At 54.5% G+C, this 15660-nt stretch carries 13 protein-coding genes, 1 tRNA gene and 1 pseudogene; 10 read left to right on the forward strand and 5 right to left on the reverse strand.

Annotated features, from left to right (window positions below; translation table 11 throughout):
* The first annotated feature begins 1 nt into the window (after position 1).
* The 4 genes from G461_RS0119220 (at position 2) to G461_RS0119235 (ending at position 3793) form a co-directional block, all read left to right on the forward strand.
* Positions 2–78: transfer RNA gene (locus G461_RS0119220), tRNA-Arg, on the forward strand.
* Between the two features lie 508 nt (positions 79–586).
* The gene (locus tag G461_RS0119225) at positions 587–844 is read left to right on the forward strand and encodes an OadG family protein (RefSeq protein WP_026959721.1); all 258 of its coding nucleotides are present in this window, start codon (positions 587–589) and stop codon (positions 842–844) included.
* Between the two features lie 20 nt (positions 845–864).
* A complete protein-coding gene (gene oadA, locus G461_RS0119230) occupies positions 865–2649 on the forward strand; it encodes a sodium-extruding oxaloacetate decarboxylase subunit alpha (RefSeq protein ID WP_026973058.1) in 1785 nt (594 codons plus the stop codon).
* 10 nt (positions 2650–2659) lie between these two features.
* The gene (locus G461_RS0119235; protein ID WP_026959719.1) at positions 2660–3793 is read left to right on the forward strand and encodes a sodium ion-translocating decarboxylase subunit beta; all 1134 of its coding nucleotides are present in this window, start codon (positions 2660–2662) and stop codon (positions 3791–3793) included.
* A 68-nt stretch (positions 3794–3861) separates the two neighbouring features.
* Here G461_RS0119235 and G461_RS26245 read toward each other — a convergent pair whose 3' ends face one another.
* Positions 3862–4029 carry a hypothetical protein gene (locus G461_RS26245; RefSeq protein WP_169720175.1) on the reverse strand — a complete coding sequence of 56 codons (168 nt, stop codon included), beginning with the start codon at positions 4027–4029 and terminating at the stop codon, positions 3862–3864.
* A 311-nt stretch (positions 4030–4340) separates the two neighbouring features.
* Here G461_RS26245 and G461_RS0119245 point away from each other — a divergent pair, with 311 nt between their 5' ends.
* The 5 genes from G461_RS0119245 (at position 4341) to luxS (ending at position 10520) form a co-directional block, all read left to right on the forward strand.
* The gene (locus tag G461_RS0119245; protein ID WP_026973059.1) at positions 4341–4769 is read left to right on the forward strand and encodes a YqaA family protein; all 429 of its coding nucleotides are present in this window, start codon (positions 4341–4343) and stop codon (positions 4767–4769) included.
* Between the two features lies 1 nt (position 4770).
* Entirely contained in the window at positions 4771–7620 is a 2850-nt protein-coding gene (locus G461_RS0119250; RefSeq protein ID WP_035480732.1) for a M16 family metallopeptidase, read from the forward strand.
* Positions 7621–7776: 156 nt separating this feature from the next.
* Complete coding sequence (gene gshA, locus G461_RS0119255) at positions 7777–9348, forward strand: glutamate--cysteine ligase (RefSeq protein ID WP_035480735.1); 1572 nt, start codon at positions 7777–7779, stop codon at positions 9346–9348.
* A 16-nt stretch (positions 9349–9364) separates the two neighbouring features.
* A complete protein-coding gene (locus G461_RS0119260) occupies positions 9365–9979 on the forward strand; it encodes a transglycosylase SLT domain-containing protein (protein WP_035480737.1) in 615 nt (204 codons plus the stop codon).
* Positions 9980–10010: 31 nt separating this feature from the next.
* A complete protein-coding gene (gene luxS / locus G461_RS0119265) occupies positions 10011–10520 on the forward strand; it encodes an S-ribosylhomocysteine lyase (RefSeq protein WP_026959714.1) in 510 nt (169 codons plus the stop codon).
* 57 nt (positions 10521–10577) lie between these two features.
* Here the strand turns inward: luxS and G461_RS0119270 are convergent, their stop codons facing one another.
* Together G461_RS0119270 and G461_RS0119275 are read right to left on the reverse strand one after the other, a co-directional pair.
* Positions 10578–11858 (reverse strand): HlyC/CorC family transporter, encoded by a 1281-nt coding sequence (locus G461_RS0119270; RefSeq protein WP_026959713.1) that lies wholly within the window; start codon positions 11856–11858, stop codon positions 10578–10580.
* 148 nt (positions 11859–12006) lie between these two features.
* On the reverse strand, positions 12007–12801 hold the full coding sequence (locus G461_RS0119275) for a cytochrome C assembly family protein (RefSeq protein ID WP_026973063.1): 795 nt from the start codon (positions 12799–12801) through the stop codon (positions 12007–12009).
* Between the two features lie 200 nt (positions 12802–13001).
* Between G461_RS0119275 and ffh the strand changes: the two genes are divergently transcribed.
* Positions 13002–14402: a signal recognition particle protein gene (ffh, locus tag G461_RS0119280; protein WP_026973064.1), complete on the forward strand. Its 1401-nt coding sequence runs from the start codon at positions 13002–13004 to the stop codon at positions 14400–14402.
* 71 nt (positions 14403–14473) lie between these two features.
* Here the strand turns inward: ffh and G461_RS26655 are convergent, their stop codons facing one another.
* Entirely contained in the window at positions 14474–14842 is a 369-nt protein-coding gene (locus tag G461_RS26655) for a CZB domain-containing protein (protein ID WP_425393852.1), read from the reverse strand.
* Positions 14843–14902: 60 nt separating this feature from the next.
* Positions 14903–15526, reverse strand: a pseudogene (locus tag G461_RS26660) (methyl-accepting chemotaxis protein); the annotation flags it as partial.
* Positions 15527–15660: the final 134 nt, after the last annotated feature.

Genomic DNA, 15660 nt, shown 5'->3' on the forward strand with positions numbered 1-15660 from the left:
CGCGCGTGTAGCTCAGCTGGATAGAGTACCTGGCTACGAACCAGGCGGTCGGAGGTTCGAATCCTTCCACGCGCGCCATCTCTCTTCTTCTTTATAACTTCATTTTATTTCAATTGTTTGTCATGACCTTGTTGGCAGGCTGATTATCGCTCTCAACACATTTGATGACTCCATAGCGGCCACTATTGTTCGCTACAGGCCGCTGAATCCTTCCCAAGTCGTTTACCTTGTTCATGCTCGCTGGCATACGCTTTCGTAGGCTGTAGTACAAATTAGGACCTAAGTTTCAGACATTTGTGCATAAAACTTGTTAATTATTCAATCATATAGCGCCGAAGGCCTGTTCAGTTTGTGTACGCGTTATCAGCTTTTTAGTCATCAACAAGCCACTTTGATAAATGTAAACATTCTGTTAATGGCGTGACTTGGTTAAAAATAACAGCGCACACTGTATTAACAGTAAGTTTGAGCAAGATCCCAGTAGTGAGTGGAATATCCATAATTGCATAAACATTCACCATGTGTCGTTGCTTTTTTACAGAGTGCATGCAATTCTAGCTTGTCGTCTAAAAATGGAACTATTTGTATGACTAGCAATCTTTCTCATCCCTCAGTTGGGGAACAGTTGCTTGACGCAGCAGAACTCTTGGGTATCGGCATGGTGGCCGTATTCGCATTCTTGTCTCTGCTTATTCTGGCGATCGTGGTCCTGTCCAAGTTCGCACCACCTGTCGAAGCACCTGTAGCCGCAAAGCCTGCGGCGAAGCCAGTTCAAACTACTAACAATACTGCTGTTATGGCTGCAATCACTGCGGCTGTTCATCAGTATCGGAAGGCACAATAATATTTAGAGGAACCCCCCCCATGTCTAAGCCACTCGCTTTAACTGATGTCGTGTTGCGCGATGCGCACCAGTCTCTATTGGCTACACGCCTGCGTATCGAAGATATGCTCCCCATTGCTTCTGAGCTGGATAAGCTCGGCTACTGGTCACTGGAAACCTGGGGCGGCGCTACCTTCGATTCATGTATTCGTTTCTTGGGTGAAGATCCATGGGAGCGTCTGCGCGAACTGAAAAAGGTAATGCCAAACACCAAGCAACAAATGTTGCTACGTGGCCAAAACCTACTGGGCTACCGTCACTATGCTGATGACGTAGTAGCGAAGTTCGTTGAGCGTGCCGTAACCAACGGTATGGACGTATTCCGTATCTTTGATGCGATGAACGACCCACGTAACTTCCAGGCAGCGGTTAAAGCGGCTATCGAAAACGGTGCACACGCTCAAGGTACCCTGTCTTACACCACCAGCCCAATCCACACACTGGAGAACTGGGTAGGTCTGGCCAAGACTCTTGAAGACATGGGCTGTCACTCAATCTGTATTAAAGACATGTCAGGTCTGCTTAAGCCTTACGAAGCAGAAACTCTGATTAAGCGTCTGAAAGCAGAAACTGATATGGAGCTGGCACTACACTGTCACGCTACTACCGGTCTGAGCCTGCCAACCCAAATGAAAGCCATTGAAGCGGGCATCGACATTATCGATACCTCTATCTCTTCAATGAGCTGCACCTACGGCCACAGCCCAACAGAGACTGTTGTTGCTATGCTGCAAGGCACCGAGCGCGATACTGGCTTGGATCTGTCTAAACTGGAAAGCATCGCTGCTTACTTCCGTGAAGTACGTAAGAAGTACGCCAAGTTCGAAGGTAGCCTGAAAGGTGTTGATTCACGCATCCTGATTGCTCAAGTACCTGGCGGTATGTTGACCAACATGGAAGCGCAGCTTAAAGAGCAGGGCGCTGCCGACCGTATCGACGAAGTACTGGCTGAGATTCCTAAGGTTCGTGAAGACCTGGGCTACATTCCTCTGGTGACTCCAACCTCGCAAATCGTTGGCTCTCAATCAGTTATTAACGTACTGATGGGCGAGCGCTACAAAACCATCACCAAAGAGACCGCAGGCGTACTGTCTGGCCAATACGGTAAGGCTCCGGGTGAAGTAAACAAAGAGCTGCAAGCACGTGTACTAGATGGCGCTGAGCCAATCACTTGCCGCCCTGCCGACCTGATTGCTGCCGAGATGGACCAGCTGCAAGAAGAGATCGTTAAGCTGTCTAAGGAAGAAGGCTTCAAACTGGCTGAGAATGCCGTTGACGACGCTCTGACCTACGCGCTGTTCCCACAAATCGGTCTTAAGTTCCTTAAAAACCGTGGTAACCCAGATGCGTTCGAGCCAGTGCCAAGCGCTGACGACGTGAAGCCAGCCGCTGCACCTGCTAAAGCTGCTGCTAAAGGCGGCGTAGAGACTTACTCGGTACGTGTTGATGGCCAGCTGTACACCGTTGATGTAGGCCCAGAAGGCTCTATCGAAGGTGTTGCTCCAGCCGCCGCTGCTGCTCCTGCAGCTGCCGCCGCTCCAGCCCCAGCTGCCGGTGAGCCCCTGAGTGCACCAATGGCCGGTAACATCTTCAAAGTAATGGCTAAGCCAGGCGACCAAGTTCAGGAAGGCGACGTGCTGCTGATCATGGAAGCGATGAAGATGGAAACTGAAGTACGCTCCACCACTACCGGTGCAGTAAGCGAAGTGAACGTCAAGGAAGGCGATTCGGTTGCAGTGGGCGAAACCCTGCTGACCATCGCGTAAGGAGCGCTTTGTGGAAGGATTTAAGACCCTTTGGCTAACCACTGGTCTGGCGAACTTTGAGCTGGCCCAGTTGGTGATGATTGCAGTGGGCCTCGGCCTACTGTTTCTGGCCATTGCTAAGAAGTTTGAGCCGCTGTTGCTGTTGCCTATCGGCTTCGGTGCGGTGCTATCAAACATCCCGCTAGCAGGCTTTACCGATCCAGGCGGTGTGCTTTACTACGTGTACTACATGGGTGTTGATACCGGGGTATTCCCGCTGTTGATCTTCATGGGCGTAGGTGCACTGACCGACTTTGGCGCGCTGATCGCTAACCCTCGGATGTTGCTGTTGGGTGCCGCGGCGCAGTTCGGTATCTTCGCCACCTTGTTTGGTGCGATCTTGCTGAACTACGTACCGGGCTTCGAGTTCACCCTGGCTGATGCCTCGGCGATTGCGATTATCGGTGGTGCCGATGGCCCAACCGCTATCTTCTTGTCGTCTAAGCTGGCGCCACACCTATTGGGTGCGATTGCGGTAGCGGCCTACTCATACATGGCGCTGGTGCCAATTATCCAGCCGCCAATTATGAAGGCCCTGACCACTGAAGAAGAGCGTCAGATCAAGATGGACCAACTGCGTCCGGTAAGCATGCGTGAGAAGATTATCTTCCCAATTGCAGTACTGACCTTGGCTATCCTGTTCTTGCCAACCGCTACGCCGTTGGTAGGTATGTTCTGTCTGGGTAACCTGATGCGTGAATCGGGTGTGGTTGACCGTCTGAGCAAAACTGCGCAGAACGAGCTGATTAACATCGTGACCATCTTCCTAGGTCTGGCGGTAGGCTCTAAGCTGAATGCTGAGCAGTTCCTGACGTGGAACACCATCGGCATTCTGGTTCTGGGTATGATTGCCTTCGGTATCGGTACTGCCTCTGGCGTATTGATGGCGAAACTGATGAGCCGCTTGAGCGGTGGTAAGATCAACCCACTTATCGGTGCAGCCGGTGTATCTGCGGTACCGATGGCGGCACGTGTTGTGAACAAGGTTGGCCTTGAGTCTAACCCTCACAACTTCCTGCTGATGCATGCGATGGGACCAAACGTTGCTGGGGTACTGGGTAGTGCCGTAGCAGCAGGTATCCTGCTCTCGCTAGTTGGCGGCTAAGCCGAAACCTGAAACGAAAAAACCTGGTGCGTGCACCAGGTTTTTTTATGTCTGAACGTCACTGAATGCTAACGGGTCAGGTACATCATCAAGCTGAAAAAGCCAATCAGAAAGGTGCTACCACCGATGATGATGTAGTAACCAAGTCGTCCATCCTTCATGCTTTTGCCAAAGCGAAACAAGATCAAGGTCCAAAAAACCGACAGAATCAGGGGCAGTAAGAAAAATCTGGCCATGGTGAATTCCTATTGTTTTTATTCAATTTTAGTCCTATTTACGGGGGAATTCGTCAGCTGGCTTCACAGCAACGGGCTTTCTTTCATTTGTTGTCGCGGTTTATTCTAGTCGCAAAGAATATTGCGGGAAGCATGTGTGCTCGCGCTGATGGTAATTTAATCGAACGCGCAGCGCGATAGGCAATCGGGTAGAACATTTTGCTCGCACCGTCGTCTAACTCAACAGCTAAATCAACATCTTGTCATTGAGTTCAGCGCTCGAAACTGGACAATGAGCTCGCCTTACGCTGTTTACAAGGAGTGGCCCATCGATGTGGTGGTTGATGTTTTTTAGTGCGCTGTCGTCGGCAACGCTATTGCCCGGTAGCTCCGAGGTATTGATTGTCTCGTTGGCGGTACGTGAACCTGAGATGGCCCCAGCGTTGTTGGTGTCAGCGACGCTGGGCAACACCATCGGTGGCTATATCACCTTCTTTATGGGGTGGGGCGCGGTGGTGCTGGGCAGACGCTATACCGCGTGGCTGCCCTCTGAAAAAGAGCAAGCCAGAGCGATGCCGTGGCTCAAGCGCTATGGTTGGTGGAGCTTGCTACTGAGCTGGACACCGGTGATTGGCGATGCGCTTTGTCTGTTGGCCGGGGCCGCCAAGCTACCCATTATTCAAAGTGGGCTGGCGATGTTAGTTGGAAAGGCGCTGCGTTACGCGGTGCTGTTGTATGTTGCGGGATTTTTGGGAGGATAGTATGCAACGATGGTGGAAGATTGGATTGTTGCTCGGTGTACTTGCCGGATGTAGTAGTTGGCAGGACAACCCAGCGCAGTCAACGCTGCCATCGGGTGTGACGCTGATTGAAGACCATCTGCCGGAGCAGAACTCTCTCGGTGTGCACTATCAAAAGTACCAGCTCGACAACGGCCTGACGGTACTGCTCTATCCTAACGATGACTCACCGCTAACCCACGTTGACGTGACCTACCATGTTGGTTCCAGCCGAGAGGTTCAGGGTAAGTCTGGCTTTGCTCACTTCTTTGAACACATGATGTTTCAGGGCTCCAAGCACGTTGGTGATCAGGAACATTTCCGCATCGTAAACGAAGCGGGTGGCAGCATGAATGGCACCACCAACAAGGATCGCACCAACTACTACCAAACCGTGCCCTCCAACCAGCTGGAAACCGTGCTGTGGCTGGAAGCAGACCGCATGGGCTTTTTGCTGGAAGCGGTCAGCGAACGCAAGTTTGAGATCCAGCGCGATGCGGTGAAGAACGAGCGCGCCCAGCGCGTCGACAACGCCCCTTACGGCTTGATGCTGGAGCGACTCGACGAAGCGCTCTATCCGCGCGAGCATCCATACTCCTGGCAGCCTATTGGCTACGTGGAAGACCTCGACCGGGTTGATGTGAACGACCTGAAGGCTTTCTTCCTGCGCTGGTATGGCCCGAATAACGCGGTACTGACCATCGGCGGCGACTTCGACACCCAGCAAACTCTGGAATGGGTTACCCAGTACTTTGGCGGGATCCCTAGTGGCCCTGAGGCTGGCAAGCTGCCTACGCAGCCTGCCGAGCTTGATGAAAGCCGTTATATCACCTTGGAAGACCGCGTGCATATACCGGTCCTGCTGATGAGCTATCCAACGGTCTATCTCGGCCATCAGGATGAAGTGGCGCTGGATATGTTCTCTGAGGTACTCGGTGGCGGTAAAAGCTCACTGCTTTACCAGCGCTTGGTGGAGAGCGGAAAAGCCCTGTCGGCCAGCAGCTCCCATTACTGCCAGGAGCTGGCATGTACCCTGAGCGTGTATGTGCGGCTGAACCCTCAATCTGAATACACCCTGGCCGATATCGAGGCCGAGGTGGACTTGGCCATTGCCGAGTTCCGCGAGCGTGGCGTGACCGAAGAGGACCTCACACGGGTGCAAGCCTCGCTGCGCGCTTCATCGATCTTTGGCATGGAGAGTGTGCCAGACGTGGTGCGCCAACTGGCCTTTGGCGAAACCTTCCTCGATGACCCGCTGTTTGTCGAATCGGTGATTGCCCAGTTCGATGCGGTAACCCGCGAGCAAGTCGATAGCGCCTATCGCCACTATATCGAAGGCAAGCCGCGGGTGGTGCTGAGCGTGGTACCGCGCGGCAAACTCGAGCTAGCTGCTGCGCCGGTAAACTTCGAGCCTGAGCCGCGCCAATGGCCAGAGCATCACACCATCGACCCCGAGAGCTTGGCCTATCGCACGGTAGATGATGATTTCGATCGCAGCGCGCAACCGCCAGCCGGTAAAGCGCCCCAGATGAACCTGCCAGAGCTATGGCAAGTGGAGCTGAGCAACGGTATCGCCCTGCTAGGCACCTCCGAGCACAACAACCCGACGACGACCTTACGCCTACGGATGCCCGGCGGCGCCTTGTCGGAATCACCAGAGCATTACGGTATTGCCAAGCTTACCGCCGCGATGCTTAAGCAGAGCTCGCAGGTACGCAGCGCCTCAGCACTGACTGACCGCCTCGAAGAGCTGGGCGCGTCGATTAGCTTTAGCGCCGGGTTGAGCGATCAGATCATAGAAGTGCGTAGCTTGAGCGAGAACCTTGAGGAGGTGTTGGGACTGTTAGAAGATCAGCTGCTACGCCCAGCCTTTGATGAGCAAGAGTTCCAACGTGAGCAGGCGCGCTACCTGCAAAGCATAGAGCAGCGTTTTAACCAGAGCCAATGGCTGGCCAGCGTGATGGCGCAAACTCTCACATTTGGGCAAGACAGCCGTTTGGGTAGCTCCAGTTATGGCACCCGTGAGAGCATCGCCAATATCACCTTAGAAGATGTGAAGGCCTTCTGGCAGCAACACTATCAGCCACGACCGAGCCAGATGGTCGCGGTAACCAACCTCAGCGCCGAGCAACTGCAAGACAAGCTCAAGCCCTTGGTCGCCGAGTGGCAGGGTGAGTCGGCCTCTGCCGGTCGCTTGAGCCAACAGGGGCAAGCCAAGCCGGGGATCTACCTGATCGATCGTCCGGGCGCGGTGCAAACTGCCTTGCGGATCACCCGACCGGCCTTGGCCTATGATGCTACCGGTGACTTCTTCAAAGCCAACCTGATGAACTTTAACTTCGGCGGTAACTTCAACAGCCGGATCAACCAGAATCTGCGTGAAGACAAGGGCTACACCTATGGGGTGAGCTCCTACTTCTCTGGGTTTGAGCAAGGCGGCAGCTTTGTTATCTCCAGTGACATTCGCCGCGACGCCACCGCTGCTGCCATCTCTGAGCTGCTACAAGAACTGCACAGCTACATGGATAGCGGCCCCAGCGAGCAAGAGCTGGAGTACATGCGCAGCGCGGTAACACAGCAAGAGGCGCTCTCTTATGCAACGCCAAGCCAGAAGGCTTCTTTCTTGATGCTGATGCAGATGTATCAGCTGGAGCCGGACTTTGTCGAACAGCAACAGCTGATCACCAACAGCATCAGCAGCGAAGAGCTGCAGGCGCTGGCGGCACGCTTCTTCTCCCCCGAGGAGATGTGCATTGTGGTGGTGGGCGATAAACGTGCCTTGCTGCCGGATCTAGAGCGACTTGGCCTGCCGGTCCAAGAGGTGGAACTGTAAACGCTTATCCCGCCGCGTAGCGTGTCTTTACGCGGCGGGATATTGCGGTGAAAAATCAGCCGTAGAGTGCGCTGAGCGGTCGTGAAAGTAGTAATTGCCCGGCATTACCGCTATTCTTGGCGGCACTAACAGCGAATTAACAATACGGATCAAATTTTGTCGCAACTGAAGCACTTAGAGCAATTGCAGTCGCTCTTAAAGGACACCGGCTTATGTGGCATCAAACGCGGAATCGAGCGCGAAGCATTACGCATCACGCCGCAGGGCGCGTTGGCCACCGATCCCCATCCCGCTGAGCTCGGCTCAGCCCTGACCCATCCGCTTATTACCACCGATTACTCGGAATCGTTGCTGGAGTTTATTACTCCGGTATCGGAGAACGTGGCGACGTTGCTGTCGCGTCTGGCGGACATCCACCACTTCAGTGTTAAGCATATCGGTGAGCAGCGCCTATGGCCGCTCAGCATGCCATGCTACGTGGGCGACCCCGACGATATCAATCTGGCCGACTATGGTCAGTCCAATATCGGCAAGATGAAACGGGCCTATCGTGAGGGCCTTAAGCGTCGCTACGGTAGTCCGATGCAGATTATCTCGGGTGTGCACTACAACTTTTCGCTGCCGATGCACTTTTGGGAGATGAAGCAGAAGCTGGACGGCGATAGCCAGCCGCTGCAGGATTACATCTCTGAGCAATACATGGCGCTGATCCGTAATTTCTATCGCTATGGCTGGATGGTCGCCTACCTGTATGGCGCCTCACCGGCGGTATGTGGCTCGTTTGTCGATGGCAAGGGCTCCAAGCTGCCGTTTGAGACCTTGGGCCAAGGCACCCGCTATCTGCCGTTTGCCACCTCGCTGCGCCTCAGTGATCTTGGCTACACCTCCAACGAGCAGAATCACCTCGAGATTAACTACAACAGCGTGGCCGAGTACGTCAACTCGGTGCAAGCCGCAGTAAATCGCCACTCCGAGCACTTTGAAGAGTTGGGTGTGAAGGTGGACGGCGAGTACCGCCAGCTTAATGCCAACGTGCTGCAGATTGAGAATGAGCTGTACGCGCCGATCCGCGCCAAGCGGGTGGCTAAATCAGGGCAAACCCCGTCGCAGGCGCTGTCGCAGGGCGGGGTTGAGTATATCGAGATCCGTGCGCTGGACGTTAACCCATTCTCGCCTCTGGGCGTGACCGAGCAGCAGGTGCGGGTTATCGACAGCTTGCTGTTGGCGTGCTTGTTATTGCCATCAGCGCCGATGGGGCAGCTAGAGCTGCAAAACTGCCGCTACAACTTCAACCAGGTGGCAGTGCGAGGCCGTGACCCTCAGCTAAACCTGGCCATTAATGGCGAAGACGCGCCGATTGGCCAGTACATCGAACAGCTAATGACCAAGATGGAGCAAGCCGCAGAGCTGCTGGATACTTGTCGACTAGAAGCGGACTTTGCTAGTGCCTTGGCAGATGCCAAGCGTGAAGTTGAACAAGGCCATACTTACTCAGCGCGGGTGATGGATACCTTGCTCTCTCAGGATCTGGATAACAGTCGTTGGGGATTGGAGTTGGCCCAGCAGTATCGCGAGCAATTACTCGACCATCAGGGGCGAAATTGGCAGTACAGCGACTTCGCACAGATGACCCAGCACAGTTTTTCTCAACAATCTGAGATAGAACGCAACGATACGCTTTCTTTTGATGCCTTCTTAGAGCAATATTTTATCAACGCAAATCAATAGATTATCGAGACCTGACATGTTCAAACAGTGGTTGATTGTGGCGCTGACCGTGCTTAGCGTGAGCGCCTGTAGTAGCAAACCGCCAGCGCAGCCGGAAAACCTTTGCGAGATCTTCAAGGAGAAGCGCGACTGGTACAAAGCGGCCAAGAAGATGAACAAGAAGTGGGGCACCCCGGTACACGTGCCAATGGCGATGATGTATCAGGAGTCCAGCTTCAAACACAACGCTCGTCCGCCGATGCAATACTGGTTTGGCTTTATCCCGGTAGGGCGTGCTAGCGATGCCTATGGCTTTAGTCAGGCTAAGACCATGACCTGGGACGACTACATCAAGGAAACCGGCCGCCGCGGTGCGTCGCGCACCAACTTCGGTGATGCCATCGATTTTATGGGCTGGTTTACCAACAAGACCTACCAGATCAATGGTGTCTCCAAATGGGATGCCCGCAATCAGTACCTCAACTACCACGAGGGTTGGACCGGGTATAAACGCGGCACCCATCACCAGAAACAGTGGCTGATCAAAGTTGCTGGTCGGGTGGATGAGCGCTCGAAACGCTACGCCGCCCAGTACAACCAATGTAAAAAAGACCTCGATCGCAGCTGGCTGTGGCGACTATTCTTTGGTTAAATTGCCCGCTTAATTCACAGAGAGAACGACTATGCCTCTACTAGACAGCTTTACCGTGGATCACACCCGTATGCAGGCACCTGCGGTACGTGTGGCGAAGACCATGGCTACCCCGAAGCAAGATACCATCACGGTATTTGACCTACGTTACTGCCTGCCGAATCAGGAGATCCTGTCCGAAAGAGGTATTCACACCTTGGAGCACCTGTTCGCCGGCTTTATGCGCGACCATCTAAACGGTGACCAGGTTGAGATCATCGACATCTCGCCGATGGGCTGTCGTACCGGTTTCTACATGAGCCTGATTGGTCAGCCTGAAGAGCAAGCCGTGGCCGATGCCTGGCTGGCCTCGATGCACGATGTGCTTAAGGTTGCCGCGCAAAATGATATCCCAGAGCTGAACGAGTACCAGTGTGGTACCGCCGAGATGCACTCGCTGGAAGAAGCTAAAGCGATTGCGCAGAACATCATCGACCGCGGTATTGGGGTGAATAAAAACGACCAGCTCGCGCTGGGCGAAGAGATCCTAGGTAAGCTCTAGGCGTAACCGCGAGGGATTAAAAAAGCAGCTCTTGAGCTGCTTTTTTTGCGCCTGCCGCTAGCGGCTGCGCGGTTTGCGGTAGTAGCTGGGGATGACACGAGCGAGTGTCACGGTGTTGTTCTCCACCTCGATAATCTCCATCGGGTAGCCAGACAAGCGCACGCATAGGTTGGCATCGGGAATATCTTCAAGGTGCTCCACAATTAAGCCGTTAAGCGTTTTTGGCCCGTCGGTGGGCAGCTTCCAGCCCATCTCCTTATTGAGGTCGCGGATGTTGGCGGTGCCATCAACCAGATAGCTGCCATCGATCTGCGGGTGGATCTCATCGGAGGGATCCGGCGCCATATTGGTGGTGAAGTCACCGACAATCTCTTCCAGAATGTCTTCCAGCGTCACTAGCCCTTGGATATCGCCATACTCATCGACAATCAAGCCGATACGCTCTTTCTTCATCTGGAAGTTAAGCAGCTGCACGTTGAGCGGGGTGTTCTCGGGAATAAAGTAGATCTGTTTCAGTGCACGCAGCAGCGAGGTCTTATCGAACTGGCTACGCGATAGTAGGCGCAGGGCATCACGGGCGTGCACAAAGCCTACCGCATCGTCGATATTGTCGCGGTAGACCAGCACCTTGGTATGCGAGCTCTGGGTGAGCTGGCGCTGAATGTCTTCCCAGTCGTCGTTCACATCGATGGCGACGATCTCGTTGCGCGGCACCATGATGTCATCCACCGTCACCTTCTCTAAATCGAGAATACCCAGCAGCATATCTTGGTGGCGCTGGGGAATCATCGCCCCCGCTTCATGGACCACGGTACGCAGCTCTTCGCGGCTTAGGGCATCGCCCTGACTTTGGTCTGGCTTTATACGCAGCAGCCACAGTACTCCGCCAGTCACGCTGTTGGTCACCCACACCAGCGGCATCAGCAGCTTCAACATAGGGGTATACAGCCACGATGCGGGGTAGGCGATCTTCTCCGGATACATGGTGGCCAGCGTCTTTGGTGTGACCTCGGCGAAGACCAAGATAACGAAGGTCAGGGTAAAGGTGGCGATGGCGATACCCACGCTACCGAACAAGCGCAAACCAATCACGGTGGCGATGGCCGAGGCCATAATGTTCACCAAGTTGTTGCCGATCAGGATCAGGCCAATCAGTTTGTCGGGGCGTTTTAGCAGCTTGTCGACCCGCATCGCGGCCCGGTGCCGTTTGTTAACCAAGTTGCGCAGACGATACCGGTTGAGTGACATCATGCCGGTTTCAGAGCTGGAGAAGAAGGCGGAACAACAAATGAGAAATGCGAGTATCAGCAGTAAGGTACTCGTCGAGAGCTCGTCCAAGAATGGCGATCCTTATGAAATTCAACCCGACTATTTAACTGGCCTTACCAATCACTGTCAAGTATTGCTCAGTCATAGCTAACTATGGGCAACTGCAGGTGATTTTCAGGCACTGGCAAGAGCTATTTAGCGAGCCAGATAACGCGGCCTAGCGACCGAGGATCAGCTCCCGGACGATGCGCGAGCCAAAGTAAGCCAGCGATAGCAGCAGCGCGCCCGAGACACTCATGGTGGTGACGCGGCGGCCGCGCCAGCCTTGTTGGTAGTGGCCCCACAGCAAGAGCGCATACACTAACCATGCCAGCACGCTGAACACCGCTTTATGAGCTTTGCCGCTGGCGAACAGGTCACCCAAGAAGAAGTAGCCCGATACCAGACTCAGGGTGAGCAGCACAAAGCCCAGCGAGACCAAGCGAAATAGTTGGCGTTCAATCACCATCAGCGAGGGCAGGGCGGGGTGCAGTGCACTTGCTTTATGCTCTTTGAGGCTGCGGTCCAGATAGGCCAGCTGCAAGGAATAGAGCGCAGCAATCATCAGCACGGTAAACGAGGCCAGAGCCAGGCTGATATGAATCAGGATCTGCGGGCGCAACTCGAGGTGGATGATGTAATGGCTAGGGATAAAGTTAGCCAGCAGCAGCGCCAGAATGGCGAATAAGTAGATCACCGGCAATACGAACCACAGCTTGAAGGTGCGAGCCAGCACGGTGGTGGAGGTGGTGATCAGCAGGGCTATCAGGCAGGCGATGTTGAAGATACTTAAGTCTTGCCCGCCAGCAAAGAACAGCTCTTGCCACAGCCAAATGGCATGCAGGGCGATGGCAGCACCGGCGCTCATCGATAGGGGAAGACTGGCTACTGTTTGCTTATCCTTCAACGCGCGGATACATACGTAGCCAGCAAGAACATAGAGGATGCAGATTGCGACAACCAAAACACTCATAAAAAACAGTAGCCTGGAAAATGAATTGCACCAGTATACGCATGCGGGCAGGGCTCTGCCAGAGCCGATTCATAGGAAAGGGAATGCTGAATTCTTGCTGCTGGATGAGCGCTGTACAAAGCACTGCCTATTCTCGATGCTTGCGGGTATAATACCCCGCTAAATTAGGTAGTCGCTTTTTCGGAATCACAGGATAAGGCATGTTTCAAAATCTCTCAGACCGACTCTCCAAAACGCTGAAGAACATCAGCGGACGCGGTCGTCTTACCGATGACAACATCAAAGAAACCCTGCGCGAAGTGCGTATGGCTTTGCTGGAGGCTGACGTCGCCTTACCGGTGGTACGCGAATTTGTAAAAACCGTTAAAGAGCGCGCCCTCGGCCAAGAAGTTAACAAGAGCCTAAGTCCGGGCCAGGTATTCGTTAAGATCGTCCAGCAAGAGCTTGAAAAGGCGATGGGCGAAGCCAATGAAGAGCTGAACCTGGCCTCGCAGCCGCCTGCCGTAGTGATGATGGCGGGTCTGCAAGGTGCCGGTAAAACCACCTCGGTGGGTAAACTGGCGCGCTTCTTAAAAGAGCGTCACAAGAAGAAAGTGATGGTGGTGAGCGCCGACGTATACCGTCCGGCCGCGATCAAACAGCTGGAAACTCTGGCCGGCGAAGTGGGCGTTGAGTTCTTCCCAAGCAGCGTAGAGCAAAAGCCGGTTGATATCGTAAACGGCGCCATCGATGCTGCGCGTAAGCAGTTTGCTGATGTGCTGCTGGTGGATACTGCCGGCCGTCTGCACGTCGACGAGCAGATGATGGACGAGATCAAGTCCTTACACGCGGCGGTTGAGCCGGTGGAAACCCTGTTCGTGGTCGACTCGATGACCGGTCAAGATGCGGCCAACACCGCCAAGGCCTTCAACGATGCACTGCCGCTGACGGGTGTGATTCTGACCAAGGCCGACGGTGACGCCCGTGGCGGTGCTGCCCTGTCTATTCGTCATATCACCGGTAAGCCGATTAAGTTCATCGGTATGGGCGAGAAGAGCGATGCGCTGGAGCCCTTCCACCCTGAGCGTATTGCCTCGCGTATTCTCGGCATGGGCGACGTGCTGTCGCTGATCGAAGAAGTTGAGCGCAAGGTTGATAAAGACAAGGCGCAAAAACTGGCGCAGAAGGTCACTAAGGGCGACGGCTTTGATTTGGAAGACTTCCGTGAGCAGCTGGCGCAGATGCGCGACATGGGCGGCATGATGGGGCTGATGGACAAGCTACCCGGCATGAGTAATATGCCTGCGCATATGAAAGATCAGATGGACGACAAGCTCACTGTGCGGATGGAAGCGATTATCAGCTCCATGACTCCCGGCGAGCGTGCCCGCCCTGACATTATCAAGGGCTCTCGCAAGCGTCGTATCGCCGCCGGTTCTGGCGTGCAGATCCAAGACGTGAACAAGCTGCTTAAACAGTTTACCCAGATGCAAAAAATGATGAAGAAGATGAAGGGTAAAGGCGGCATGCGCAAGATGATGAGCCAAATGAAAGGCATGATGCCTCCCGGCGGAATGGGTGGCATGGGCGGTGGCTTTGGTGGCGGCCGCGGTCGCTTCTAAGCGACTCCCAACCCCGAATAGTAAAAAACGCGCCTCAAGGCGCGTTTTTTGTTTAACAGTGCGGGTTTAGGTTAGCTCGCCAATCGCGCAAAGCAGGCCATCACCTCATCGCTGGCGGTTTCTAGCTGTTCCAGCAATTGGTTACGCTGGGACTGCTGCTCCGCAGCTAGCGCCTGCTCGGCCAAGCGATGGGCCTCTTGATGTGGGCGCTCTAGGGCGCGGAAGGCTTGGTTGTCGGCAAACTGGTCGCGGCCTTGGCCTTGTAGCCACTCGCCTACGCCACAGGCGCTAGGGTCGCCAATCTCAGCCGAGCCACTGTTTGCGTCAATGGCCTCGTACACTCGCGCTTTCCACGCCAGGTGCTGGGCACGGGCTGCTTCAACACTGCCCAGATCGGCGTGCTGCTCGAGCACACTCTGCATGCTTTTCGACAGCAGCATCGCTTCATCGATGGTTTCGGTGCCTTGACCGGCCTGTTCGACCAGCTCGGTACAGATGCTGTGGGTTTCGCTCAGGTGTTGGTCGGTGGTTTCGGTGTCCGCTTCAATCTGCGATACCAGCGATGCTACCTCGCTACTGGCTTCGCTGGCGCGTTTCGCCAGGGCGCGTACCTCATCGGCCACAACCGCAAAGCCACGGCCTTGCTCACCGGCGCGTGCCGCTTCAATCGCTGCGTTGAGGGCCAGCAGGTTGGTCTGCTCTGAGATATTGGCGATGATGCCCACGAACTGAGTGATGTTGCCGGCCACTTCTTTCAGCTTCGACAGGCTCTCCATGCTCAACGAGGCGTGCTCACTCAGGCGCTCTAACTCCTTGTTGATACTGGCAAGGCTTGCCGAGGAGTAATCAAAGGCGCTGGCGCCGTCGTTATACTTCTGGCGCTGCTCTTGTAGCGAACCGCTAAGATGGCGCAGGTTATCTTTAACTGCGTCTACACCTTGGAAGCTGCGCAGCAGCAGCTGGCTGTGCTTGTCTTGCTCTGGGTCACCGAGGGGGCGGGCTGCCAGTGCTTGATTCTCTGCTTGAAGCTCGGCCACTTGCTGCTCAAGTTGCTGGTTCTGTTTCTCCAGCTCCAGATGGCGAGCTTGTAATTCGTTTAGTTCCTTGGTGTTCTTCCAAAACATGCGTTTACCTATTAAAGCGAATAGTAATAACAGCGAGAATGTGGCGACATGCTACGCGGCGGATATGACGTTAAAGTTAACGTAAACAAACTGCCTTGGTACTTTAAACAATGTCGTGGGTAGCGCCTAGTGAT

This window comes from Aliagarivorans marinus DSM 23064 (genome assembly GCF_000429485.1).
Lineage (GTDB): Bacteria > Pseudomonadota > Gammaproteobacteria > Enterobacterales > Celerinatantimonadaceae > Aliagarivorans > Aliagarivorans marinus.

Excerpts from the sequence above, each read along its gene's own strand:
- G461_RS0119225 (WP_026959721.1), top strand. The coding sequence starts at position 587 with ATGACTAGCAATCTTTCTCATCCCTCAGTTGGGGAACAGTTGCTTGAC.
- oadA (WP_026973058.1), top strand. The coding sequence starts at position 865 with ATGTCTAAGCCACTCGCTTTAACTGATGTCGTGTTGCGCGATGCGCAC.
- G461_RS26245 (WP_169720175.1), bottom strand. The coding sequence starts at position 4,029 with ATGGCCAGATTTTTCTTACTGCCCCTGATTCTGTCGGTTTTTTGGACC.
- G461_RS0119245 (WP_026973059.1), top strand. The coding sequence starts at position 4,341 with ATGTGGTGGTTGATGTTTTTTAGTGCGCTGTCGTCGGCAACGCTATTG.
- G461_RS0119250 (WP_035480732.1), top strand. The coding sequence starts at position 4,771 with ATGCAACGATGGTGGAAGATTGGATTGTTGCTCGGTGTACTTGCCGGA.
- G461_RS0119260 (WP_035480737.1), top strand. The coding sequence starts at position 9,365 with ATGTTCAAACAGTGGTTGATTGTGGCGCTGACCGTGCTTAGCGTGAGC.
- luxS (WP_026959714.1), top strand. The coding sequence starts at position 10,011 with ATGCCTCTACTAGACAGCTTTACCGTGGATCACACCCGTATGCAGGCA.
- G461_RS0119275 (WP_026973063.1), bottom strand. The coding sequence starts at position 12,801 with ATGAGTGTTTTGGTTGTCGCAATCTGCATCCTCTATGTTCTTGCTGGC.
- ffh (WP_026973064.1), top strand. The coding sequence starts at position 13,002 with ATGTTTCAAAATCTCTCAGACCGACTCTCCAAAACGCTGAAGAACATC.
- G461_RS26655 (WP_425393852.1), bottom strand. The coding sequence starts at position 14,842 with ATGCTGCTGTCGAAAAGCATGCAGAGTGTGCTCGAGCAGCACGCCGAT.